The following is a 24,465-nucleotide window of genomic DNA, read 5'->3' as shown; positions in this document are numbered from 1 at the left end:
AAGTCAGTGGCCGGCCAGCTTGCAGGCGCTCTTGTCGAGCGGGCGAAAGGCAACGTTGGCGGGTATCGTCGCGACGACCTTGAAAACGTCCTGCGGGTCGGCGGATTCGCCCGGAGCCCGAACCTCCAGCAGTTGCATGTCATGCACCAGCCGGCCATTCGGCCAGAGCATGGCATTGTGCGCGAACAGATCGTTGATCTTGGTTGCGCGCAGCTTGGCAAGCACGGCGCTGGGCTCGTCCGTACCCGCGGCCTCGACCGCCTTGAGATAGTTGGTCACGGCCGAATAGGCGCCAGCCGCAACCCAGCCCGGTGCATGACCTGTCTTCCTTTGCATCTCTTCCTTGAAGTGCCGGGAGGCTTCGTCCGTGTTCCAATACCAGGCCGCGGCAAACTGCGTGCCTTTCAACGCTTCGAGGCCGATGGCGCGCGCATCCGACTGGTGCAGCACCGTCAACGCCACGCGCATGCCCTGGTCGATCAGGCCGAATTCCTGGACTTGCTTCAAGGCATTGACCAGCTCCGGCCCGTTGAGGGTCAGCACCAGGACCTTGGCGCCGGAGGCCTGGGCCTGCAGGATGTAGGAGGAAAAATCGGTCGTCCCGAGCGGCGCGCGCACCGTTCCGAGAACCTTGCCGCCCTCTTCCTCGACCGCGGTCTTCACGCCGGCCTCGAGCACCTTGCCTGCCTCATAGTCGGGCGAAATGACGAACCAGCTTTCCCCGCCCGCCTTCAACTGGGCACTCACCGAGGAACGCACCTGGGAATAGGCGTCGAAAGCCCAGGCCAGGCCGTAGCCGTTGCAATCGGCTTCGGTCATCCTGTCGGTCATCGGCGAGATGAAGAAGCCCAGCTTCTTGCGTTCGCCCAGCAACGTGTTGATGCTCAGGGCAATCGCCGAGTTGGCGATGTCGAACAGGGCGTCGACATTGTCGCGCTCCAGCCATTCGCGCGCGATGGAGAGCGCGATTTCCGGCTTGTTCTGATGATCGGCCGAAACCAGCTCGATCGGCTTTCCCAAGACCTTGCCGCCGAAATCGGAAATGGCGAGCGCCACGGCATCCACGACTTCGGTGCCGCCGAGGGCGGAAAAGGACGAGCTCTGGTCGTTGAGCACACCAAGCTTGACGCTCGCTCCCTCCTGTGCGGCCACGGCGAGCGGCATCGACAACAGGAAAGCCGCGGCCAGAAGGCATTTCCTCATTCATCCCTCCCAGGGAAACATGACTTGGCTGCCGGTCTTATGCATGCCGGCATTCAGACCGACGCGAGGCCATCCTTTTGCAAACGGCGCGTCGGCTGCTCGGGAGAGATCACAGGATGCGCGCGGAGCGAGCATCGTCCATGCGGACTATTGATGTCGGTGCCCGGCTCCCGTCGCCAGGCCACCGGAGGGGTCAGGTCGGATCAGCCTTGGCATGGCGTTTCATGAGATCGAGAAACAGCGGGGTTTCGCCACCGCCATGAACTTCGAGCGTCGCCCCCGTCACGAAAGTCGCCGTCGGGTTTGCCAGATACAGTGCGGCGCGGGCGATATCGGCTCCCTTGCCCATGCGCTTCATCGGCACGGATGCAGCGATCGCCCGCCGTGCTTCTGGGGAACCATAGGTCTCGTCCGCCTTTTCAGTCTCGATCAAGCCGACGATGATAGCGTTGACGCGCACCTTAGGCGCCCATTCCTGGGCAAGACTGGTCGTCAGGCTGAGCAGTCCGGCCTTGGCGGCTCCGTAGACAGCCGTGCCGGGCGACGGCCGCCGTCCCGCCACGCTGGCGATGTTGATGATATTGCCCCCCTCGGGCAATCTGGCCATCCAGGGATAGACTGCCTGGGAAAGGTAGATCGGCGCCATCAGGTTGAGATTGACGATGGCATCGGAAAAACGCGGCGAGGCGGAGGCGGCATCCACATGCGGCGAGCCGCCAGCATTGTTGACCAGCACGTCCACGCGTCCGTGCTCCTCGCCCACGCGCTCGACCAGTTCCTTGCAGGCAGCGGCGTTGCGCACGTCGCAAGGAAGAAAGAGGGCCTGGCGCCCGGCGCTTCGCGGCAAATCCTCGGGCTGCGTGCGTGCGCATACGATCACCGTTGCGCCCGCCTCGAGAAACCCATGCGCGATGGCGCGCCCGATTCCTTTGGTGCCGCCGGTCACGATCACGACGCGCTCCTCGAAGCCGGTGGCGGTCGATTGCTGGGCCTCATTCATCTGGTTTCTCTCAGCCTGCCTGTCGGTGACGTACGCGATTGCGCGCACTCCTACACGCCTATAATTCCATCGCCGTCAGCTTAAGTCGTCCCTTCGGACGATGTTGGTCATCGGTCAATGCCTATGTTCCCTTTCCAGCTTGCCCGGCCACCCCGCCCGGCCGCACCATCCAGACAACCCAAGACCCAGACAACCAAAGAGTGCGCAGGTAGACCGATGATCATCGAAGACTCGGACTGGACGTTCACCACCATTCCCGCCCTGTGCGCACGAGCAGCCGAGGTCTACGGCACCCGCATGGCGATCGAGGACGGCATCACGCTGAACTTCATCGAGCTCGATGCGATGCGCAGGCGCGTCGCCAAGGCCATGATTGCCGCCGGCGTCAAGAAGGGCGACCGCATCATGATCTGGGCGCCCAATACCTGGAAGTGGTTTGCCACGGCACTGGGTCTTGTCAGTGCGGGCGCCGTCCTGATCCCGGCCAGCACGCGCTTCAAGGGCACCGAGATTGCCGAACTGGTCAAGCGTAGCGGCACTTCGGTGCTGTTCTCAGCCGGCAACTTCCTGCGCATCTACTATCCCGACCAGTTAAAGCCGGAAACACGCGATCTGCTGCGCCGGGTGGTCGTATTCGGTGATCCGCATGGCGGCGACCAGGATTGGGAGAGTTTCGTCGCCGCGGGCGATGCGATCAGTGACGCCGAACTCGCCGCGCGCGAAGCCGACATTGGTCCGGACGATCTTTGCGACATGCTCTTCACATCGGGGACCACGGGCTATCCCAAGGGCGTAATGTATGCCCACCGGCAGTGCCTCAGGGCCATCGATGCCTGGGCGACGCGGGTCGGCATCCAGGAGCACGACCGCATTCTCGTCATCCCGCCTTTCTTCCACGCCTTCGGCTATCGTTCCGGCGCCATCGTATCGCTGATGCGGGGCGCGGTGCTGATGCCCCACCTCACCTTCGATGCCGGCGAGATCCTTCAACGCGTCTCGATGGAGAAAATCAGCGTCATTCCCGGCCCACCGGCAATCTTCCAGGGCATGCTGCAGCATCCGGAGCTCGCGAAATTCGATACGTCGAGCCTGCGATTGGGCGTTACGGGGGGTGCGGTCGTGCCTTCCATCCTCATCCGTCGCATGCGGTCGGAGCTGGGCTTTGCCGGCGTGGTCAACGGCTATGGCCTCACCGAATGCGGAGGCTACGGCACGATGTGCCTGGCGACCGACCCCGATGACGTCATTGCCAATACGGCCGGCAAGCCTGCGCCCGGTGTCGACGTGCGTATCATGGGAGAGGATGGCCAGCTCCTGCCCGATGGCAAGCCTGGCGAGGTGGTCATTCGCGGCTATGTCGTGATGAAGGGTTATTTCAACGATCCGGAAGCGACGGCCAAGACCATCGATCAGCAAGGCTGGCTGCATACCGGAGACATCGGCTATTTCGACGCAAACGGCAATCTGCGCATCGAAGACCGGCTGAAGGACATGTACATCGCCGGCGGCTTCAACTGCTATCCCGCCGAGATCGAGCGCATCCTCAGCACCCACCCGGCCATCGGCATCGTCGCGGTGATCGGCGTCCCTGACGAGAAGCTCGGTGAAGTCGGCAAGGCATTCGTGGTGCTCCGCCCGGGAACGGGCGCTACCGAGCAGGAAATCATCGCCTGGTCGCGGGAGAACATGGCCAATTTCAAATGCCCGCGCAGTGTCGAGATCCGCCCGGCGCTGCCCACCAGTGCCCAGGGCAAGGTTCTCAAGAACATCCTGCGCGAAGAATTACTTCAGGAGGCCTGATCATTGCAGGCCTCCTGCAGTCGCAACCGAAGCTGAAGGCCGTGTGTCCGCTGGAGCAAAGTGCGTTCATGATTGACCGCTTGTTTGCTCTAACTCTTTGGTTCGACGCATCTTTGCGATTCTTGGTGACTCCGTCAAATCGCAAAACGCTCTCGACACTGACGCGATGCAAGGGCGTGTGATCGGCCACGCCCTCACAGTTTTCGGGGATGCTGTACCTTATGAACCGTAGACCGGCTTGGCGGCAGGACGCGCCGCGACCAGCTCCCTGATCTTGGCTCCCAGCTCCACGGCATCCCAGCGACTGCCCTTGTCGAATTCGGGGCCATCGTTCCAACCAAGCGCCAAACGGATCCTGCCGCCGATCAACTCGAAGATCTGGCCGGTGACCTCGGCCGAAGCCGAGCTGCACAGCCAAGCCACCAGCGGCGCGGTATTCTCCGGCGCAAAGATATCGAACTGGCCTTGCTCAGGCTTCATCGCCTCGGCAAAGGCTGTCTCCGTCATGCGCGTGCGCGCATTCGGCGCAAGGCCGTTGACCATGATGCCATACCGACGCAGCTCCGCTGCCTGGACCAGCGTCAGCGAGGCGATTCCACCCTTGGCCGCCGAATAGGCGGCCTGACCGACGCTGCCCTGCAGCCCCGCGCCCGACGAAGTGTTGACGATACGCGCATCGACTGCCTGGCCTGCCTTTTGACGGGCCCGCCAATAATCGACGGCATGGCGGCTGATGCAGAAATGACCACGCAGATGCACCCGCAGAACCGCGTCCCACTCCTCCGGCGTGCAGGAGACGAACATGCGGTCGCGCACAAAACCCGCATTATTGACTACACAATCCAAATTTCCGAATGTATCGAGCGCGGCCTTCACCACGCGACCACCCGCCTCGAAATCGGCCACGTCATCGTAATTGGCGATGGCCTGGCCACCCAGGGCCCTGATCTCGTCGACGACCTGCTGTGCCGGCGTTTCGCCGGTGCTGTCGCCATGGGTGCCGACACCGAGGTCGTTGACCACGACTTTCGCCCCTTCGGCCGCGAGCCCCAATGCATAAGCGCGGCCAAGGCCGCGGCCCGCACCGGTGACGATCACAACCCGGTTTTCGCAGATGCCTGCCATATCGTTCTTTCTCACTTCACCTGTGTCGACAACCGCACGGCGCGTGCCTGTCCGGCATTGCGCCTGCGGCCGGGCTCCGGCGCCCTGAGCGGTTCACATTCGACCATGCCGGCCAGTGAACGGTCAGCAAGGCGCTGATATTCACCATCGCCGTCGTTACGCCAGATGACGGCCTCCTGCGGCAATTGCTTGATCACCTTGGCTGGATTGCCGGCCACCAGGCTGAGAGACGGCGCCACCAGGTCATTTTTAACCAGGCTCATCGCCGCGACGAGGCTCTCCTCGCCGATCACGGCGCCATCGAGCACGACGGAATTCATGCCGATCAGCGTGTTCTCGCCCACGCGGCAGCCATGAAGGATCGCACCATGGCCGACGGTTGCTCCCCGCCCCACGATACAATCCGAGCCGGCGCCGGTGTGCAGCGTGCAATTGTCCTGAACGCTGGCGTCTCCCACCACGGTAATCCGCCCGAAATCCCCTCGAAGCGATGCCCCCGGGCCGATATAGCAGCGCGGGCCAATGGTCACATCGCCGATCAGGACCGCAGTCGGATGCAGGAAGGCCGTCGGATGCACGACCGGCACGATCCCCTCGAAAGCATAGACAGGCATCACCCCAGTCTTTCGATGATGGTGACGTTGGACTGGCCGCCGCCCTCGCACATGGTCTGCAGGGCAAAGCGGCCGTTGCGGCGCTCGAGTTCGTAAAGCATCGTCGTCATGAGCCGCGCGCCGGTCGCGCCGAGGGGATGTCCCAAAGCGATGGCCCCGCCATTGACGTTGACCTTGTCACGGGGAATCCCGAGATCCTTGATCCAGGCCAGTGGAATGGAGGCAAAAGCCTCGTTGCATTCGAACAGGTCGATGTCGTCGAGTTTCATGCCAGCTCTTGCCAGGGCATAGCGCGTCGCCGGGATGGGCGCCGTCAGCATCCAGACCGGATCGTCGCCGCGAACGCTGATGTGGTGGATGCGCGCCCTCGGTTTGAGGTTGTGATCCCTGAGCGCCTGTTCGGAGGCGATCAAGAGCGCGGCGGCGGCATCGCAGTTCTGACTGGCCACCCCGGCGTGGACACGGCCGCCTTCGACCAGGCTCTTGAGCGAGGCCATCTTTTCCAGCGAGGTGTCGCGGCGAGGCGTCTCGTCGACAGAAAAGTCGCCGACCGGGACGATCTCGTCGACGAAACGCCCCTCGTCGATTGCCGCGATGGCGCGCCGGTGGCTTTCCAGGGCGAAGTCTTCCATCTCTTCGCGGCTGGACTGCCATTTCTGCGCAATCATCTCGGCCGCACGAAACTGGCTGACTTCCTCCTCGCCATAGCGGGCGAGCCAGCCGGGCGAAGTGCTGAAAGGATCAGGGAAACCATAGTGCGCGCCGACGATCATGGCGGCCCCGATGGGCACCATGTTCATATTCTGGACCCCGCCGGCAACCACCAGATCCTGCGTGCCGCTCATCACCGCCTGCGCTGCGAAATGCACGGCCTGCTGTCCCGATCCGCATTGGCGATCGACAGTCACCCCCGGCACGTGATCGGGGAATCCGGCAACCAGCCAGCAGGTGCGGGCGATATCGCCCGCCTGCGACCCGATGGTGTCGGTGCAGCCATAGACGACGTCGTCGACGGCACCGGGATCGATGCCGGTACGCGCCATCAGGGCCTTGATCGGCTGGGCGCCAAGATCGGCCGAGTGCAGATGGGCGAGCGCACCCTTCTTGCGGCCCACGGGGGTGCGGATGGCGTCGACGATATAGGCTTCAGGCATTCTCGGCCTCTCCTGCAAAAGTATGTTCGGGCCCGATCGATGTCCCGAAGACGCGGGCGGCGACGCGTTCGCGGTGAAAGGCGCTCCCGCCCCACCAATGGGTCAAGGCAATGGCACGCTTGAGAAACAGGTGCACGTCCACTTCCCAGGAATAACCCATGGCGCCATGGACTTGTATCGAGGTTCGCGCAGCAATATCGGCTGCCTCGGCGCAGGCAAGCTTGGCCTGTGAGATGCGCGCCCGGCTGTGGACATCCGATCGTTCGAGCCCGGCTGCCGCCGCATGCAACACCGGGCGGGCAAACTCGATCTTCACCTGCGCCGTGGCGAGATGATGCTTGACCGCCTGGTACGAGCCGATCGGCTTGCCGAACTGCTGGCGCTCCTTGGCATAGACGACGCCGAGATCCACGCAGCGCTGGGCGAGGCCCAGCAACTGGGCGGCCGCAAACAAGGCACCCCGATCGAGCGCTGTCGCGAGCCCAACGTCGGCCTGCCCGGTATCGGCAATCGCTGTCCCGGCATCCGGTATGAGGGCAAGCGTGAACAGGCGTCGAAACGGATCGATGCTGGGCTGTGCCACGACATCCGCTTTCTTGAGGTTGACCAGATGCACCGCGCCCTCACGCACGGCCAGGACGGCACTCGCCATGTCGGCATCGGCGACGAAAGGATTGACGGGATGGGCGACCGTGACCGTCGCCTCGCCCGCCAACGCCTGTTCGAGCAGGCGTGCCGCCCGGGCATTGCTGGCGAAAGCAGCCAGCAGCGGCAGCGCCACCCCGGCATTCTCCACCAGCGGCTCGGGCAAGCCCGCATGGCCACATGCCTCGGCAACCTGCACGAAATCGACGGCCGAAAGGCCAAGCCCGCCGCTCTGCTCGGGGACCAGCGCGCCCGCAAGGCCGAGTTCGACGATCTTGGTCCAGCGCCCGGCATCGCGAGCAGCCCCTTCCTCCATCAGGCGACGCAGATGCGCCGGCTGGCAGATTTCGGCCAGCAGTTCGCGCACCATATCGGCCGTCATGGCCTGCTCTTCGGAAAAACGAAAATCCATTCTTCGTCCTCCTTCAGGCGCGCGGCAATCCGAGCATGCGCTCGGCAATGATGTTGCGCTGGATCTCGTTGGAGCCGGCATAGATCGGGCCGGCCAGAGAGAAGAAATAGCCATCGAGCCAGCGGCCGACATCGCCCGCCGCGGGGGCCGTGCGCAGGAGTTCCGAACGCGCGCCGAGGATCGACAGGGCCGCCTTGTGCAGTGCGATGTCCATTTCCGACCAGAAGATCTTGTTGGTGCTGGCCTCGGCCCCGATCTGGCCCCCTGCCGTCAGCCTCGAGGCGGTGGCATAGATCGACAGCGCATAGGCCTCCGCATCCATCCAAGCCTGGAGGACGGCTGCGCGAACGGTGGCATCGACGTCCGCCTCATGCGCCTTGTAAAGCTCGACCAACCGTCGCGCCGCGACCTGGAAACGCGCCGGGCTGCGCAGCATCAGGCCACGCTCAAAACCGGCTGTTGCCATGCAGATCGCCCAGCCCTCGCCTTCCCCGCCGAGGCGGTTGAAGGCCGGCACGCGTACATCCTCCAGGAAGATCTCGGCAAAGCCGGTCTCGCCATCGATCTGCGGGATGGCCTGCACCCGCACGCCCGGTGCGTCCAGGGGAAAGAAGACCAGCGACAGGCCCTTGTGTCGCTGCGAAGCCGGATCGGTGCGGAACAGGCCGAAAGCCCAGTCGGCGAAGACGGCGCGCGACGACCAGATCTTATGGCCCTTGAGCACATAGCTATCGCCCTCCCAAAGTGCCGTCGAGCGCACTGCAGCCAGGTCCGATCCGGCTTGCGGTTCGGACCAGGCCTGCGCCCAGATCTCGTCGCCGGACGCCATCGCGGTCAGGAAGCGCGCCTTCTGCTCAGGCGTGCCATATTCCATCAAAGTCGGGCCCAACAGGAAGATGCCGTTCTGGTTGACCCGCAACGGCGCGCCGGCACGATAATATTCCTCCTCGAAGATCAGCCACTGGATGAGGTCGAGCCCACGCCCCCCATAGCGTTCGGGCCAGGTCACCATGCCCCAGCGCCCCCCAGCCAGCACACGCTCCCAGGCGCGATGCGCCTCGAAACCCTCGCGGCTGGCATCGAAGGAAGGCAGCGGCTTTTGAGGTGCATGGGTCTCGAGCCAGGCGCGCACTTCCCGCCGGAAGGCCTTCTGTTCTTGGGTATAGTTCAGGTCCACGTCTTGATATTCCCGATGATCGCGGGCGGCGGCGGGCCTATCCCTCGCCGGCCTGCTTCTTGTTGGCGGCCGCCATGCTCCTGGCGTCCTGCCCTCCCAGCGTATTGCCGGTGGTCAGGTCGTTCTGAGCATGAGCGAAGTGGTGCATGTGGTAGTGCGCATCCATGGCGCTGCGCTTGCCGCGCAGGTCCTCGACATGGTTGATCGCCTGCTTGGAGAGCCAGAGGCCGAGACGAGGATGGCCTGCGAGCTTGCCGGCCATGGCGCGGCCTTCAGCCTCGAGGTCGTCGCGGGCCACCACCTTGTTGACCATGCCGAAACGCTCGGCGCGAGCAGCCGGCATGCGCTCGCCCATCATGAGGAATTCCTTGGCCACGCGCGGCGGCAGCTCGAAGGCATGCGCGAAATATTCGACGCCCGGAATGCCCATGCGCACGACCGGGTCCTGGAAAAAGGCATCGTCGGTCGCGATGATGAAATCACAGACCCAGGCAAGCATCAGACCACCGGCGACGCAAGCCCCCTGCACCAGCGCAATCGTCGGCTTGGGCATGTCGCGCCAGCGCCGGCACATGCCGAGATAAACCTCATGCTCGCGGGTATAGAGCATTTCGGCCGCCGGCTTGTTGACGTGATCGGCCCACATCAGGCGCCGGTCGAACGTCTTGCTGACATCGCGCCCCGGCGTGCCGATGTCATGGCCCGCCGAAAAATGCTTGCCGGCACCGTTGAGAATGATGACCCTGACTGCATCGTCGTCCACCGCCCGCTTGAAGGCGTCGTCGAGCGCGTAGGTCATCTGCGAGTTCTGGGCATTGTTAAACTGGGGGCGGTTCATCGTCACCCAGGCAACCGGCCCCTCGGTCTCGTAGAGAACCGGCCGCTCGGTCTCATAGGCAATGTCTGCCTTACGCGGCTCCACCAGATCGCTCATGTCAGGATTTCCGCCGACAATTCAATTTACTAGCTGGCGGGACACTACGACCGCCGCCAGAAGCCGCAATCGTCCAAAGAGACTAGCAAAGCCCTACTGCCCAAAGGTCCGCACCACACCCTTCGGGCGCGCCAACCGTCCATGTTCGGCGGCAAGCCGGATCAGGGGAGCCGTCACCTCGGCGTCGAGAATCTTGGCGGCCTTGCGTAATCGCAGATCCACGTGGATCGACACCCCCTCGGCCGTCGCCGCGCGGTAGTCCTGGTCGACATTCCACAATTCGTGAAAATGGTGGATGCGCTTGAGGTCGGTCCACAACACGAGGCTGCGCACTTCCAACCGCCCACCCAGCATCAGTTCGCGCTCATAGCGAACAGTTTTTTCGAGACGAAAGATGCTGTAGTTCGTTCTGCGGATATAGGCATCGCGAATGCCGAAAACATCGAACAGGTCGCTTTCGGCGCTGTCGAACACGCCATCGTACCAGGACACGTTCATGTGACGGTTCACATCGAGCCAATGCGGCTCGACCGCGCCGCGAAAGCTGACATAGGGCCGCGGATCGCCCCCAGCCAGCGCGACCGTCCTATCGGCCTGCTCGTCCATGCCGCCTTTCATCCGGCCTACTCCGCGGCCACGGATGCGCCGAGCATGCCGTCGAGCTCGGGAGCCAGGCACGAGAACTTCACCTGCCCGCGCTCGATGATCATGGCGCGATCAGCAAAGGGCGCCGTTACTCCCAGATGCTGTTCCACGATGACGACCGCGGTACCGGTCTCTGCCCAACGACGCAGGAAAGCCAGGATCGGCGGGAGCAATGCCTGGGCGAGCCCCATCGAGGGTTCGTCGCACAATAACACTTTGGGCTGGGCGATGAAGGCCTGCCCAAGCGCGAGCATCTGCTGCTGCCCTCCCGACAGGTCGCGAGCATAGAGCTTGTGCTTTTCCTTCAGGACCGGGAAGACCGAGTAGATCTCCTCCACGGCATGATTGAAGCCGGCACGGTCACCGCGGCGAGCCGCCGCTCCCATGCGCAGATTGTCGAAGACGCTGAGCTCCGGGAAGACGCGGTGCCCGTCCAGCACCAGACGCAGGCCCGATTGCGCGATCCTCTCGGGAGCAAGCCCGCCGATCGGCCTGCCATCAAGCAGGATCTCTCCGCCGTCCGGCTTGTTGAAGCCGGCAAGCGCTCGCATCAATGTCGATTTTCCGGCACCGTTCTCGCCGCCGATGAGCAGGATCTCGCCTGCCTTGGCGATGAGGCTGACATCCCGCAGCACTGGAATGGTGCCGTAGCCGGCGACCAGGTTCTTGACCTCAAGCATGGCGTGGACTCACGAACATATGCTGCACCGCCGGATCTTTGGCGACCACATCCGGCTTGCCCGAACAAACCACTTTGCCCTGATCCAGCACGGTGATGGTATCGGCAATGCCCCACACCAGATCGAGATCATGTTCGACCAGCACCACGGTCTTGCCCATCTGCCGGCTGAGGAACCTGACCAGATTGGCGAAATTGGCCCGCTCGCTGGGAGATAAACCGGCGGCCGGTTCGTCGAACAGCACGATCGGAGCCTCCTTCAGCACCGTGCGCATCACCTCCACCAAACGGCGCTGGCCGTGCGACAGCAGGCCGGCGCTATCCTGGCCGAAGCTTTCCTCCAGGGTCCTCGCCAGTGCCGCAATGTTGGTGCTCGCGGGGCCGACCCGGGCATCCATGCCGATCTTCAAATTATCCCACAGCGACATCTGGCTGAAGATGCGCGGTGCCTGGAAGGTACGGCCCAGGCCCAGATTGGCGATGCGATCGGCGGCCATTCGGGTCGCGTCGAAGCCGTTGATCGTGAAGGAGCCGGCGTTCAGCCTGGAAAGGCCGCTCAGCACGTTGAGAAGGCTGGTCTTGCCCGAGCCGTTGGCGCCGATCAGGCCATGCACCTCACCCTTGCGGACCTTGAGCGTGACGGCGTTCACCGCAATAACCTCGCCGAACTTCTTGGTGCCGCCGCGGACCTCGATGGCGGTCTCTTCGGTCGGCTCGCGCGAGCCCTTGCCGGACTGCAGGTCGGCCAGGAAGCCATCGATGCGAAAGGCGTGCTCGCCTCCGCCCTGCTGCTTTCGTTTCGCACGCAGGCGCTCGATGGAGCCGACGATGCCATCCGGGAAGGCCATCACCGCCAGGAGCGTCAAGGTGCCGTACATCAACAGGCGATATTCGACGAATTGGGCGAGCAGGATATTGGGCAGGATGAAGACGATCCAGATGCCGACGATTGGCCCAAGCATCTGGCCGCGCCCGCCCACCACGACGGCGAAGAAGAACACGAAAGACAGCTCGATGTTGAAGCCCTGCGGGCTCACAAAGGCGACCGTGGGCAAATAGAGGATCCCGCACAGGCCCGTGCCGACCGCCGTGAGCACGAAGGCGAGAAAGCGCATCACACCCGGCTTGATGCCAAGGGAGCGAGCCGCCTCGGGGCTAAGCGCAGCGATGAACATGCTCCGGCCGAGCTTCGAGCGGCGAACAGCATAATGCGCAAACAGCGCGACCATCGGAAGAACGCCGACCATGATCGCCAGCGGCGACATGCCGAGGATGGCCGGATTGGTCAGCGCGGGCACCGTGACGTTGATGCCGTTGATGCCGTTGGTCCAGGCATCGAGCGTAACCAGGAGCTGCGGGAAGACGATAGCCGCGCTCATGGTGACAAAACCCAGGTGGAAGCCTTGCACCCTGAGCGCCGGCAGGGCGAACAGCAGGCCGCCCAGGACCGAGCAGGCGACACCACCCAAGGCCGCAGTGGCGAAGGACCAGCCATGCAAGCCATAGAGAATGGCGGCGCCATAGGCCGCGAGACCGAGAATGGCGCCCTGGCCGAATGACTTCTGCCCCGCGTCGACGAACAGCATGTTCTGGAAGATTGCCGCGGCAATATAGATGTTCACCAGCTGGAACGTATGGATCCAGTAGGAATTGCCGACGATCAAGGGGCCGAAACCGGTTACCGCAATGAGCGCGACGCCGATCCAGACCTGCGCAAGATCGGAGTTGAAGCGGCCCTTGGCCTTGGCATTCGTCACGGGAACAGGATCGGTGTGGACGTTCAGGGCTGTCTGCATGGTCACACGCGCCTTGCGCTGGCGCGCCCGAACAAGCCCTGCGGCCTGAACATCAGGATCAGGACCAGAACCAGCAAGGACGCCAGATCCTGATAGGCCCCGCCGAGCTTGTAGGCGGTGAGCATCGCCACGATACCGACCAGGGGCCCACCGATCAGCGTGCCTGCATTGGAGCCGATACCGCCGACGACCGCGGCCACGAAACCATTCAGCACATATTTCAGGCCGGCATCCGGGCTGACGGAGATGACCGGAGCGACCAGGAAACCGACCGTTCCCACCATCAGGCCGCTGATGCCGAACGAAATGAGTTGAAGGCGACGCACCGGCAGTCCCGCCGCTCGGGCAGCATCGAAATCCTGCGACAGGGCGCTGATGGCGAGGCCGGTGAAGGTGTGGCGCAGGAAGAAGCGCAATGCACAGAACCAGAATAGCATGGCCCCGATCGCCAACGCATAAGCACCGGGCGTGCGGGTTCCGAAAATGCGAAAACTCGGCACCACATTGGATACCGAATAAGCGAACGGTCCTTGCGTGATCATCAGGAGGGCGGCGACGATGACCGACACCGAGACCGTGGAGATCAGCCAGCTATCCTGCTCGACGGACGAGCGGAGCGGCAGGAGAGTGAGATAGCCCTGGAAGGTAACGAGGACGGCGATGGCAAGGCCCGTTACCAGCAGCATCACGCTCCATTGGCCCAGGCCAACCTGGTTTGCCAGGAAATAGGCTGCGAACCCGCCCAGGATGAACATGTTGCCCTGGGCGAAATTGAAGATGTTCGTGGCGCCGTGGACGATGTTGAAGCTCATCGCGATGGTGGCGAAAATTGACCCGATGGCAATCCCGCGTATCGCGATGATCACGAGTTCACTGAGCATCGCATCGCCTCCCTGATTTCGAGGACGCAACGACTGCATCGGGGGGCTCTAAGCCCACGAAGCAGACGGCGCATTTTTGCCAGCTTATGCAAAATTACCGCCTGCCTCGACATCGTTCGAACGGACTAGCAGCGGATAGTTTGATGGCTCAGCCCAGGCCACGCAGGCAGTTGCGCGCCGAGGCCAGCGATAGGGCCGCGGCCTCGGCTGCCGACCGGCCTGCCATATCCGTGGAAATGATCTCGATACTCAGGGGCACGGTCACGCCCATTTCGTCCAGGGTCGCAACAAAACGATCGAGCTCGAACGAACCCTGCCCGCACAGTTTGCGGTTCATCGTGTCGACGGCCAGGGCCCCGACGGGCACGCTGTCGGCGTCGTTGATCTGAACTGCCAGGATACGGTCCATCGGGATCTTTTTCATCTCGTCGAGCGCAAGGCCGGCCCGGAAGAAATGCCAGCAATCGAGCACCAGGCCAGCATTGGCGATATCGTCGACGATTCCCAGAGCCGTGTCGATGTCGCGCACATTGCCCCAGGCGACCGGCTCCAGGGCAACCATCAGACCATAGCGGGCCGCCCGCTCGCAAAGCTCGCGAAATTTCAGGCGCATCACCGGCCCGGCTATCCGGCGATCGGACAGATCCGGGCCGACATGAATAATCCGCGCACCCAGTGCCCTGGCCGCCTGGAAGGCGACTTCTTCGTTTGATCTGGCAAGCTCGCCTGCCTGGCCGTCCATGAACCACTCGATCAGGAACTCAATGGACAGATAGTCGATCCGGCCTGCAGCCAGCACGGCCCGCATGTCCTCGTCGCGCCATCCGCGCTCGCGCTGTTCGGCATAGTCGCGAAAATGCAGGCACATGCCGGCGTAGCCGGCTTCGGCGCACGCAGCCACCCTTTCGGCAAAACCATGGCGCGACGCTACCGCCCCGCCCGGCATCGTGCCGCTTATCGTATAGGAGCTGCAGATATATGGACGCGACCTCATCTTCCTTGGCCCTTGTCGACGGCGACGGACAAACCATCGAAGCGCATCGAGACTAGCCGCGCCTACCACAGGGAAGTATCGAGCTTGCGGCATACGATCGAATTGGCCTTGGCTGGGGGGAGATTCTTGAAGAAATTCAAATTGGTGACACACAGCTCGTCATTGACGAGTGCGATACTGGCGGGGGCTCCGAGGGGGGCCTCGAGCGGATTGCCGAGTTGCTGGCGCTTGCTGGCATCGGCGCTGACCTTCCATATCTCGCTGCGCGTGGTTTCGGTCAGATAGAAATTGCCGCTCCGATCCACTTCCAGACCATCCATATTGTCATAGCCGAAGGCCAGCATCTGGGCCTTGCCGGCACGGCCGTCGTCGAGGATCGGGACCCGCACGAGCATGGGGATGCCTCCGGTGACGCCGAACAGCGCCTTGCCATCGCGCGCCAGGGCTATGCCGTTCACGCCGACCGGGTAGCCGCTCAGGGAGCGGTCGCCCGGGCTGAACAAGCGATCCTTCGACCAGATCCGCGCCGCCTTTTGCTCGGGATCGATCTTCCAGATCGCCTGCAGGCTGAGGTCAGAAAGAAAAATCGTACCGTCCGGCGCATAGACCGGATCATCGGGAAAGCAGAACGGATATCCGTCCGCCCTGGTCACGATCGCTTCGACCTTTCCGGTCGTAATCGTTACGCGATAAAGGCCGGATTTGGTGACGGTCGCATCGCCACAGGCTTCGGCGGCAAGCTCGGCCTTTGCCGGCCAGGGGTAGCGTTCCGAATATTGAGAGAACGCCACATAAAGATGGTCCTTGCGATCCCAATCGATGCCGACCGTGCTGCCCTTGGCATCGCCGATGACATCACGCAGATCGGCAACCTTGCTGACCCGGCCATCCCCGGTCACCCGCATGATCCGACCGGAATGAAACAGGCTGACGAAGAGATTGCCGTCCGCGTCTGCGACCAGGCCCTCAGGCGCATCGTCGAATTGCGCCAATATCCGCCATTGCGATGCCCGAGCCGACGTCCACGACAGCGAGATCATCAGCGCGAGCAGCGCCCTATGCAGTAATGCCGACATGCCGCGCGCCTCATTCGAGAGACAATACCGGCCAAGCTAACGTCGGCCGCATCCGGAGCATCGTCCGGTTGGACTAGCTCCCTGCCAGACGGCGGCCGGATCATCCGCCGCTCAACGCCGCCGCCAGCCAAGAAGAACGCAATACATATTGTCCGAACGGACGATACCGGCTCTCACTTGCAGAATTATCGTCAATTCGGGCGCCCGTACTACCGAGGCTCGATAGGACTTCAAATCCGCCGCCCTTTCTACATCTAGCCTCGCGAAACGCACAGGAGACCTAGATGATACCAAATACAACAGATGTACTTGTGATTGGTGGAGGTCCAGCCGGCTCGACGGTTGCCACCATCCTCGCCGGTCATGGCGTACAGACGACGGTTCTGGAACGAGACGTGTTTCCGCGGTACCACATTGGTGAATCTCTCCTCGCATCCCTGATGCCCATGCTCGATGCGATTGGCGCCAGCGAGAAGATCAAGCAACATGGCTTCGTTGAAAAACCCGGCGGCTACTTCAACTGGGGTAACGAGAAATGGTCTTTCCGCTTTGACGAGATCGAAGGCGCGCCCCAGCACTCGTACCAGGTAAAACGGTCCGAATTCGACAAGCTTCTGCTGGATCATGCAGCCGAAAACGGCGCGGACATCCATCAAAACGTGAAAGTCACCAATATCGAATTCGAGAATGGCCGGGCTGTTGGCGCCAGCTATCTCGATCGTGGCTCGGAGACGCGGGGCACCATCCGCTTCAAATATCTTGTCGACTGTTCGGGGCGCAGCGGCATCATCGCCAACGACTACAGGAAGGACCGCCAATTCCATAACGTCTTCAAGAATGTGGCCGTCTGGTCGTACTGGACCGGGACAAACCTGAACTATGACAACCTGCCGCCCGGCTCGACGCGCATCATTTCGATCGAGGCGGGATGGATATGGTTCATCCCGCTCAATGACGGCACCGTCAGCGTCGGCACGGTGATTACCCGCGACCAGTTGAGAAAAGAACGCGAGGACGGCCGTTCTGCCGAACAGGTCTACGATCATCTGTTGGCCAACAATGACGAGGCCAAGATCATCCTGAAAGATGCCAAGCGCAACGACATCAGGATGGAGACCGACTACTCCTACACCTCGGAACGGTTTTCCGGGCCCGGCTATTTCATGTGCGGCGATTCAGCCTGCTTCCTCGATCCCCTGCTATCGAGCGGCGTGCATCTGGCGATGATGTCGAGCCTCGTCGCCGGTGCTTCGATTGCCAGCATCTTCAAGGGAAAGGTCGACGAAGACCGGGCGGTCAACTTCTTCGAAACGAGCTACCGGCAAGCCTATCTTCGCTTCCTGATGATGGTGTCCTCGTTCTATGACCTGAACAAGGGACAGGACGGCTATTTCTGGGAAGCGCAGCATCTCACCTCCAAGGACTATTCCGATCAGGACATGAAGAAGGCATTTGTCAGCATCGTCTCCGGCGGGGCCGACTATACCGAGTTCAGCGACGGAAAATATGGCGAGCTCGTCGCCAAGAAGGTTGCCGAAAAGCTGCGGCAGGGCGTCGACATGCGTCGTGGTGCCGGTCAATTCGGCGAGGAAACGCGGCGCGAGAACATGCAGTTCATGGATGCCTTGAACGGACTGCACTTCCTGCAGGCCACTGCAGCGATCGACGGCCTCTATGTCGTCACCCGGCCCCAGATCATGCTCACCCAGGCGGCCTAGGGCCGAATGCCCGGACGTGGTCGGCGGTTTCCGACCACGTTGTCGGCCGGTTGGACCGAGCCGGCCATCGCATGGTGCCGTCACACAGCCATAGGTATCGGTAATGGAAAACTGGTTTGCGTTTTCACTCGCGGCCATGGCGCTGCTGTTCGTCCCAGGGCCAACCAACACGCTCATCGCGACCAATGGTGCCCTTATCGGCTTTCGCTCGACCATATTCTTGCTGCCTGCGGAACTGGCCGGCTACCTGACCGGCATACTCGGCTGGTCCTATGGCCTCGCCATCGCGGCACGCATCGTACCCGCGGCAACGACATATGCGGCGATAGCCGCATGCTGCGCCCTTTTCTACTCGGCAAGGAAATTGTGGGGATGGCACGAGCGCGGGCAGGCATCGGTCGGATCGGGCAGCCGCGACATTTTCCTCGTGACGCTCCTCAATCCCAAGGCACTCTTGTTCACGCTGTCGATCGTACCGCACCTGCGTGACGGCCAGATATTGGCCGCCCTTCCCTATCTTTGCTGGTTGTCGGTACTCATCCCATCGGCAGGCCTCGTCTGGACCATGATCGGCGCCGGGCTCGCCTCGCGCTTCAGACTCATGGCTTCGTCGCGGTTGTTCGCCCGTATAGGGGCACTGGTGCTCCTGCTCTTTGCCGCTTCCCTCTTCGTATCTACGGTGGTCAAAGCCTTCGACCGGTGATCCCGCGCGCGCTCTCGCGCACGTGGGCTCGCTATCCATGGGACTTGTGCCCGAACGTCTGTTCCAGGCTCAGATGCCGCACAGCAAAGTGAGCGCCGCCGCCAGCCCCTCATGCCTGCGATGACTCGTGCCCTCGCAGGTTCGGCAGCAACACCGTGAGAATGCCGAGTGCCGGCAGGAAGGCACAGAGCTGGAACACGAAGTCGATGCCGGTCCGGTCCGCTAACGTGCCGAGTGCGGCTGCCCCGATGCCACCGATCCCGAAAATGAAGCCGAAGAACAGGCCCGATACCATGCCCACACGGCCCGGCATCAGTTCCTGCCCATAGACCACGATCGCAGGGAAGGCAGAGGAGATCACGAAGCCGATGATCACGCTCAGCACGGCGGTTGCGGTCAGGCCGACATGCGGCAGCAGCAGGGTGAATGGCAGCACGCCAAGGATCGAAACCCAGATCACGACTTTGCGCCCGAGCCTGTCGCCGATCGGCCCGCCGGCAATAGTACCGGATGCGACGGCCGCGAAGAAGACGAACTGATAGATCTGGGCCGTCTGCGTGGCCAAGCCGAATTTGTCCTTGAGATAGAAAATGTAATAGCTCGTGAAGCTGGCGAGATAGATATATTTTGAAAAAAGCAGCGCGATCAGTACGGCCATTGCCCGCGAAACCTGACCGCGTGTCAGTGTCGGATGATGGCCGGGAGCCTTGTGCGATGCCCGCTTTGCGTGACCGTTGAGCTGATACCAATGCCCCAGCGCCGTCAGGATGATGATGCCGGCAAGAGCGGCGAGCGCGAACCAGGCGAGGCCGGCCTGTCCACGAGGCAGCACGAAGAAGGCGGCCGCCAAGGGACCGAGCGCCGATCCGAAATTGCCGCCGACCTGAAACAGCGATTGCGCCAGACCATGGGCGCCGCCGGACGCCAGACGAGCAATGCGCGACGTTTCCGGATGGAAGATCGAGGAGCCGAGGCCGAGCAACATGGCGCCGATCAGCAGCACGCCATAATTGGGTGCGAAGGCGAGCGTCAGCAAACCCGACATCGATGAAGCCATGCCCACAGGCAGGGAATATGGCATGGGCCGGCGATCGGTATAGTAACCGATGAAGGGCTGAAACAGCGATGCCGTGATCTGGTAGATGAAGGTCAGAAAACCGACCTGTGCGAAGCTGAGTGCGAAATTGCCCTGAAGGATCGGATAGACGGCGGGCAGGAGCGCCTGCAGCATGTCATTCAGCAAATGGCAAAAACTCGCCGCCCCCAAGACGGTGAATACCGTCTTTGTCCTTGTCTGCGGTTGGGGGGATGTATGTTGACGCGGTAGAGTTCGGGTAGACACGGGAAAATCCTCGGAGAAAGCCATCGCCGATCGGAACGGAGAGCTTGTGTTCGGCCGATCGGCAGCGTACCGAGTGGCCATGCGGCCTGCCACCAATGTTGGGCCAAAATCCTACGAGAGTGGGCCAACATGCGGGACATTCATATCGACACCGTCGATCACATCCCCCGGCCGATTATCGCGATCGGCCGAGATTATCCGGATGGCTTCATCGTCCCGCCTCACCATCACCGACGCGGGCAGTTGATCTCCGGCGCGTCCGGCGTCGTCGTGCTTGCGACACCGGACGGTACTTGGGTCATGCCTCCGCAACGCGGAATGTGGATTCCACCCGGCACGACCCATCATGTTCGCATGGTCGGCGTGGTCGGCATGCAAAGCCTGTATCTCGAGCCTGACGCGGTTCCGAGCATGCCTGCCCACTGCCAGGTCGTCGGCATTTCGCCGTTCATGCGAAGCCTCATGACCGAGGCGCTCAGCCTACCACTCGAATACGACCTCGATAGCCGCTCCGGCGCACTGATGGAGTTGATACGCCATGAAATGCAGCAAATGCCGGCCCTGCCGCTTTCGCTGAATTACCCCTCGCACGGCCCGCTGGCTCTCCGCTGCCGACGTTTCGTCGAACGACCGAACATTCACGAGCAAATCGACGACTGGAGCACAGCGCTCGGCATGAGCCGGCGCACGTTCACGCGCGTTTTTCGGCTCGAGACGGGTCTCAGTTTCCTGGCCTGGCGCCAGCAGGCCTGTCTATTATTTGCCATGCCCCGTCTGGCGGCGGGCGAGCCCGTCACGACGGTTGCGATCGACCTGGGCTACGAAAACCCGGCCGCATTCACGATCATGTTCAAGCGCGCCTTCGGCAGTCCGCCCCTGACCTATCTTGGGATGCGTACCAGCCGCGCGAACTGAAAAAAGGCCAAGAAACCCTGATACTGCGAAGGCCTCTTGCGAGCCTTGAATGATGATCTTGGAAAACGGCCTCGCACCCTCGGCCAATTTCTATGCTGCTTCACAGTGCCAGGGACCGGTGAATGTCGAACACCGCAATTCCTCGGGAGGAAGCCTCCGGTCGCTCCCATATGCCGGGAGCGACCTTTGCCATGTATATTCCGATATCGCCCCGTTGGATCAGGCCAGCATGGGCAGGAGCTGGTCGATCGACTTCTTGGCGTCACCGTAGAACATGCGCGTGTTCTCCTTGAAGAACAGCGGGTTCTCGATGCCCGAATAGCCGGTACCCTGGCCGCGCTTGGAGACGAAGACGGTCTTGGCCTTCCACACTTCGAGCACCGGCATGCCGGCGATCGGACTGCCCGGATCCTCCTGGGCTGCCGGATTGACGATGTCGTTGGAGCCGATGACGATGACCACGTCGGTGGAGGGGAAGTCCTCGTTGATCTCGTCCATCTCCAGCACGATATCGTAGGGCACCTTGGCCTCGGCGAGCAGCACGTTCATGTGGCCAGGTAGCCGGCCCGCCACCGGATGGATGGCAAAGCGCACGTTCTTGCCGGCGGCGCGCAGCTTGCGCGTCAGCTCGCTGACCGACTGCTGGGCCTGGCTGACCGCCATGCCGTAGCCGGGCACGATGATAACGCTTTCGGCATCGTTGAGCGCTGACGCCACGCCGTCGGCATCGATGGCGACCTGCTCGCCCTCGATCTGCATGGTCGATTGCTGTTGGCCGCCGAAGCCGCCGAGAATGACCGACACGAAGGAGCGGTTCATCGCCTTGCACATGATGTAGGACAGGATCGCGCCCGACGAGCCCACCAGCGCGCCGGTGACGATCAGGAGGTCGTTGCCCAGCGTGAAGCCGATCGCCGCCGCTGCCCAGCCCGAATAGGAGTTGAGCATCGACACCACCACCGGCATGTCAGCCCCGCCGATGCCCATGATCAGGTGCCAGCCGATGAAACCGGCAGCGAGCGTAATCAACAAAAGCGCCCACAGCCCGGCGCCCATGCAATAGGCGATGCCCAGAACCAGGCAGAGCAGTGCTGCCCCGGCATTGAGGGCATGGCCGCCAGGATATTTCTGGGCCTTGCCGTCGATCTTGCCGGCCAGCTTGCCGAAGGCCACGATCGAGCCGGTGAAGGTGACCGCGCCGATGAAGATGCCGAGGAAGACTTCCACCTTCAGCATGGCGATCTCGGCCGAGGTCTTGTGCGCCAGCACCGCCGCAAAGCCCGTGAAGGTCTCTGCCGTACCGGAGGCATGAGCCGCGACCACATCCTGCAGCGTGATCTCGGCATTGATGCCGATGAACACCGCGGCAAGGCCCACGAAGGAGTGCAAGGCAGCCACCAGCTGCGGCATTTCCGTCATCTGCACGCGATTGGCGACATACCAGCCGGCCAGCGCGCCGAAGGCGATCATCACCACCGTCAGATAGAAATGGCCCGAGCCGGCGCCAAACAGGGTGGCGAGCACCGCCAGCGCCATGCCGATGATGCCGTACCAGACGGCGCGCTTGGCGCTCTCCTGCCCCGACAGGCCGCCGAGCGACAGGATGAAGAGAATGGCGGCAACAACATAGATCGCCGTGGTCAATCCGTATTCCATGGCGATCCCCTTACGACTTCTGGAACATGGCGAGCATGCGCCGGGTGACGAGGAAGCCGCCGACGACGTTGATCGAGGCGATCAGTACCGAAATCGCCGAAAGAAGGATCACCCACCACGATCCGAACCCTATTTGCAGCAGTGCGCCCAGGATGACGATGCCGGAGATCGCGTTGGTGACCGCCATCAGGGGCGTGTGCAGCGAGTGACTGACATTCCAGATCACCTGGAAGCCGATGAAGCAGGCCAGCACGAAGACGATGAAATGGCCGAGGAAGCTGGGCGGCGCATAGAGGCCGACGATCAGCATCAGCACGGCGCCGATGCCGAGCAGGGTGAACTGCGAGCGGGTCTGTGCCCTGAAGTCGGCGCGTTCCTTGGCCCGCTTTTCCTCCAAGGTCAGCTCCTTGGCTTTCTCCTTCGGCTTTTGCGCGGCAATGGCCGCGATCTTGGGCGGCGGCGGCGGGAAGGTGATGGCACCATCCCGCGTGACGGTCGCGCCGCGGATCACGTCATCCTCCATATTGTGGTTGATGATGCCGTCCTTGGCAGGTGTCAGGTCGGCGATGAAGTGGCGGACATTGTTGGCGTAGAGCTCGGAAGCCTGCGCGCCCATGCGGCTGGGGAAGTCGGTATAGCCGACGATGGTGACGCCATTCTCGCTGACGATCTTCTCGTTCGGCACGGTCAGGTCGCAATTGCCGCCGCGTTCGGCGGCAAGGTCCACCACGACCGAGCCGTTCTTCATCGCCGCCACCATGTCGGCGGTCCACAGCTTCGGAGCGTCGCGGCCGGGGATCAGGGCCGTGGTGATGACGACATCGACCTCGGGCGCCTGTGCGCGAAACAGCTCGAGTTGTTTGGCCCGGAATTCGGGCGATGAGGGCGCGGCATAGCCACCCGTCGAAGCGCCATCCTGCTGGTCGGAGAAATCGAGGAAGAGGAACTCGCCACCCATCGACTCGATCTGCTCGGCGACTTCAGGCCGAACGTCGAAGGCGCGCACGATCGCCCCGAGCCCGCGGGCTGCGCCGATCGCGGCAAGGCCTGCGACGCCGGCGCCGATCACCAGTACCTTAGCCGGCGGCACCTTGCCGGCGGCAGTGACCTGCCCGGTGAAGAAGCGCCCGAAATTGTTGGCAGCCTCGATTACCGCCCGATAGCCGGCGATATTGGCCATCGAGGACAAGGCGTCCATCTTCTGGGCGCGCGAGATGCGGGGTACCATGTCCATGGCCACCGCGGTGACGCCCTTGTCCTTCGCGTGCTGGAGCAGTTCCTGGTTCTGGCCTGGGTAGAAGAAGGAAATCAGCGTCTGGTCGCTCTTCATGCGCTCCAGTTCCGCATCGCTGGGCTGGCGTACCTTGGCCACCACGTCGACGGCCTCGACGAGATCGGCGGCAGAATTGGCCACCACGACGCCCGCCTTCACATAGTCGGCATCGCCAAAACCGGAAGCAGTTCCAGCGCCGGCCTCGACAAAGACTTCATGGCCCAGCTTGGCAAGGTGCGCCGCGGACGACGGGGTCACCGCAACCCGCGTCTCACCCGCCCATATTTCTTTCAGTGCGCCTATCTTCATTCCACTCCCCTGCGCCAGCACTCCCACCGGCATCCTTCGATGTTCAGTTTTGATGGATCGCCAATATTTAGCTTCGGCTTATGTCGTGGGGTCAAGTCCATGTCGACGACCCATACACACTTTGACCTTATACCAAGCCCCGGAGATGCTGGCGCAACGGGGGTTTGAACACCTGACGATCTCAGACACCAAATCGACGATTTGGCAAAAATCGTTGGACGGAACCAGGAGTTATTGAAAATGCCTCTTGCTATAAGAGTCTTTTAGAGCACCACCCTCGACAACCGATAGGAGCCGTCGAGAAGGCCGCAAAATTATCGGGATAGGCCTGCATCAGCTCGGCCCTCGGCTTGGCAACGTCCAAGATTGGCGGACTTGGTGGCAATTACGGCGATCGCCTCGCCGCCGGCCAAG

At 62.5% G+C, this 24,465-nt stretch carries 21 protein-coding genes; 4 read left to right on the top strand and 17 right to left on the bottom strand.

The window, feature by feature from the left end; all coding sequences use genetic code 11:
* Positions 1 to 3 precede the first annotated feature (3 nt).
* Together ACN6KF_RS29690 and ACN6KF_RS29685 are read right to left on the bottom strand one after the other, a co-directional pair.
* Positions 4 to 1,203: an ABC transporter substrate-binding protein gene (locus tag ACN6KF_RS29690; RefSeq protein WP_434960474.1), complete on the bottom strand. Its 1,200-nt coding sequence runs from the start codon at positions 1,201 to 1,203 to the stop codon at positions 4 to 6.
* A 193-nt stretch (positions 1,204 to 1,396) separates the two neighbouring features.
* On the bottom strand, positions 1,397 to 2,203 hold the full coding sequence (locus ACN6KF_RS29685; protein ID WP_434960473.1) for an SDR family oxidoreductase: 807 nt from the start codon (positions 2,201 to 2,203) through the stop codon (positions 1,397 to 1,399).
* A 216-nt stretch (positions 2,204 to 2,419) separates the two neighbouring features.
* On the opposite strand from ACN6KF_RS29685, the gene ACN6KF_RS29680 reads away from it, so the two are divergent.
* A complete protein-coding gene (locus ACN6KF_RS29680) occupies positions 2,420 to 4,003 on the top strand; it encodes a FadD3 family acyl-CoA ligase (RefSeq protein ID WP_434960472.1) in 1,584 nt (527 codons plus the stop codon).
* 219 nt (positions 4,004 to 4,222) lie between these two features.
* On the opposite strand, the gene ACN6KF_RS29675 is transcribed toward ACN6KF_RS29680, so the two are convergent.
* From ACN6KF_RS29675 to ACN6KF_RS29620, 12 genes are all read right to left on the bottom strand, one after another.
* Positions 4,223 to 5,128, bottom strand: coding sequence for an SDR family oxidoreductase (locus ACN6KF_RS29675; protein ID WP_434960471.1), 906 nt, complete (start codon positions 5,126 to 5,128; stop codon positions 4,223 to 4,225).
* A gap of 11 nt (positions 5,129 to 5,139) precedes the next feature.
* Entirely contained in the window at positions 5,140 to 5,742 is a 603-nt protein-coding gene (locus ACN6KF_RS29670; RefSeq protein WP_434960470.1) for a gamma carbonic anhydrase family protein, read from the bottom strand.
* Positions 5,742 to 6,896 (bottom strand): acetyl-CoA C-acetyltransferase, encoded by a 1,155-nt coding sequence (locus ACN6KF_RS29665; RefSeq protein WP_434960469.1) that lies wholly within the window; start codon positions 6,894 to 6,896, stop codon positions 5,742 to 5,744. The genes ACN6KF_RS29670 and ACN6KF_RS29665 overlap by 1 nt, the downstream gene beginning before the upstream one ends.
* Positions 6,889 to 7,953 carry an acyl-CoA dehydrogenase family protein gene (locus tag ACN6KF_RS29660; RefSeq protein WP_434960468.1) on the bottom strand — a complete coding sequence of 355 codons (1,065 nt, stop codon included), beginning with the start codon at positions 7,951 to 7,953 and terminating at the stop codon, positions 6,889 to 6,891. Before ACN6KF_RS29660 ends, ACN6KF_RS29665 begins: the two co-directional genes overlap by 8 nt.
* 13 nt (positions 7,954 to 7,966) lie before the next feature.
* Complete coding sequence (locus ACN6KF_RS29655) at positions 7,967 to 9,130, bottom strand: acyl-CoA dehydrogenase family protein (RefSeq protein WP_434960467.1); 1,164 nt, start codon at positions 9,128 to 9,130, stop codon at positions 7,967 to 7,969.
* A gap of 37 nt (positions 9,131 to 9,167) precedes the next feature.
* Positions 9,168 to 10,064, bottom strand: coding sequence for an enoyl-CoA hydratase (locus ACN6KF_RS29650; RefSeq protein WP_434960466.1), 897 nt, complete (start codon positions 10,062 to 10,064; stop codon positions 9,168 to 9,170).
* A gap of 93 nt (positions 10,065 to 10,157) precedes the next feature.
* On the bottom strand, positions 10,158 to 10,682 hold the full coding sequence (locus tag ACN6KF_RS29645) for a thioesterase family protein (protein WP_434960465.1): 525 nt from the start codon (positions 10,680 to 10,682) through the stop codon (positions 10,158 to 10,160).
* A 5-nt stretch (positions 10,683 to 10,687) separates the two neighbouring features.
* Positions 10,688 to 11,389, bottom strand: a complete 702-nt coding sequence (locus ACN6KF_RS29640) for an ABC transporter ATP-binding protein (protein ID WP_434960464.1) — start codon at positions 11,387 to 11,389, stop codon at positions 10,688 to 10,690.
* Positions 11,382 to 13,184, bottom strand: a complete 1,803-nt coding sequence (locus ACN6KF_RS29635) for a branched-chain amino acid ABC transporter ATP-binding protein/permease (protein WP_434960463.1) — start codon at positions 13,182 to 13,184, stop codon at positions 11,382 to 11,384. Before ACN6KF_RS29635 ends, ACN6KF_RS29640 begins: the two co-directional genes overlap by 8 nt.
* A 2-nt stretch (positions 13,185 to 13,186) precedes the next feature.
* Entirely contained in the window at positions 13,187 to 14,065 is an 879-nt protein-coding gene (locus ACN6KF_RS29630; protein ID WP_434960462.1) for a branched-chain amino acid ABC transporter permease, read from the bottom strand.
* A 148-nt stretch (positions 14,066 to 14,213) separates the two neighbouring features.
* On the bottom strand, positions 14,214 to 15,059 hold the full coding sequence (locus ACN6KF_RS29625) for a sugar phosphate isomerase/epimerase family protein (protein WP_434960461.1): 846 nt from the start codon (positions 15,057 to 15,059) through the stop codon (positions 14,214 to 14,216).
* Positions 15,060 to 15,121: 62 nt separating this feature from the next.
* Positions 15,122 to 16,135 (bottom strand): SMP-30/gluconolactonase/LRE family protein, encoded by a 1,014-nt coding sequence (locus tag ACN6KF_RS29620; RefSeq protein ID WP_434960460.1) that lies wholly within the window; start codon positions 16,133 to 16,135, stop codon positions 15,122 to 15,124.
* A gap of 284 nt (positions 16,136 to 16,419) precedes the next feature.
* On the opposite strand from ACN6KF_RS29620, the gene ACN6KF_RS29615 reads away from it, so the two are divergent.
* Both ACN6KF_RS29615 and ACN6KF_RS29610 read left to right on the top strand, forming a co-directional pair.
* Complete coding sequence (locus ACN6KF_RS29615; protein WP_434960459.1) at positions 16,420 to 17,853, top strand: NAD(P)/FAD-dependent oxidoreductase; 1,434 nt, start codon at positions 16,420 to 16,422, stop codon at positions 17,851 to 17,853.
* A gap of 103 nt (positions 17,854 to 17,956) precedes the next feature.
* Positions 17,957 to 18,556 carry a LysE family translocator gene (locus tag ACN6KF_RS29610; protein WP_434960458.1) on the top strand — a complete coding sequence of 200 codons (600 nt, stop codon included), beginning with the start codon at positions 17,957 to 17,959 and terminating at the stop codon, positions 18,554 to 18,556.
* A 109-nt stretch (positions 18,557 to 18,665) separates the two neighbouring features.
* On the opposite strand, the gene ACN6KF_RS29605 is transcribed toward ACN6KF_RS29610, so the two are convergent.
* Positions 18,666 to 19,922: an MFS transporter gene (locus tag ACN6KF_RS29605; RefSeq protein ID WP_434960457.1), complete on the bottom strand. Its 1,257-nt coding sequence runs from the start codon at positions 19,920 to 19,922 to the stop codon at positions 18,666 to 18,668.
* A gap of 105 nt (positions 19,923 to 20,027) precedes the next feature.
* On the opposite strand from ACN6KF_RS29605, the gene ACN6KF_RS29600 reads away from it, so the two are divergent.
* The gene (locus ACN6KF_RS29600; protein ID WP_434960456.1) at positions 20,028 to 20,813 is read left to right on the top strand and encodes an AraC family transcriptional regulator; all 786 of its coding nucleotides are present in this window, start codon (positions 20,028 to 20,030) and stop codon (positions 20,811 to 20,813) included.
* Positions 20,814 to 21,032: 219 nt separating this feature from the next.
* Here the strand turns inward: ACN6KF_RS29600 and ACN6KF_RS29595 are convergent, their stop codons facing one another.
* Together ACN6KF_RS29595 and ACN6KF_RS29590 are read right to left on the bottom strand one after the other, a co-directional pair.
* Positions 21,033 to 22,469, bottom strand: a complete 1,437-nt coding sequence (locus ACN6KF_RS29595) for an NAD(P)(+) transhydrogenase (Re/Si-specific) subunit beta (protein WP_434960455.1) — start codon at positions 22,467 to 22,469, stop codon at positions 21,033 to 21,035.
* A gap of 10 nt (positions 22,470 to 22,479) precedes the next feature.
* The gene (locus tag ACN6KF_RS29590) at positions 22,480 to 24,051 is read right to left on the bottom strand and encodes a Re/Si-specific NAD(P)(+) transhydrogenase subunit alpha (RefSeq protein WP_434960454.1); all 1,572 of its coding nucleotides are present in this window, start codon (positions 24,049 to 24,051) and stop codon (positions 22,480 to 22,482) included.
* Positions 24,052 to 24,465: the final 414 nt, after the last annotated feature.

This window comes from Labrys methylaminiphilus subsp. lupini, from assembly GCF_051161885.1.
Lineage (GTDB): Bacteria > Pseudomonadota > Alphaproteobacteria > Rhizobiales > Labraceae > Labrys.
The sequence above is the reverse complement of the archived record's forward strand: the minus strand, read 5'-3'. Positions and strand labels throughout refer to the sequence as shown.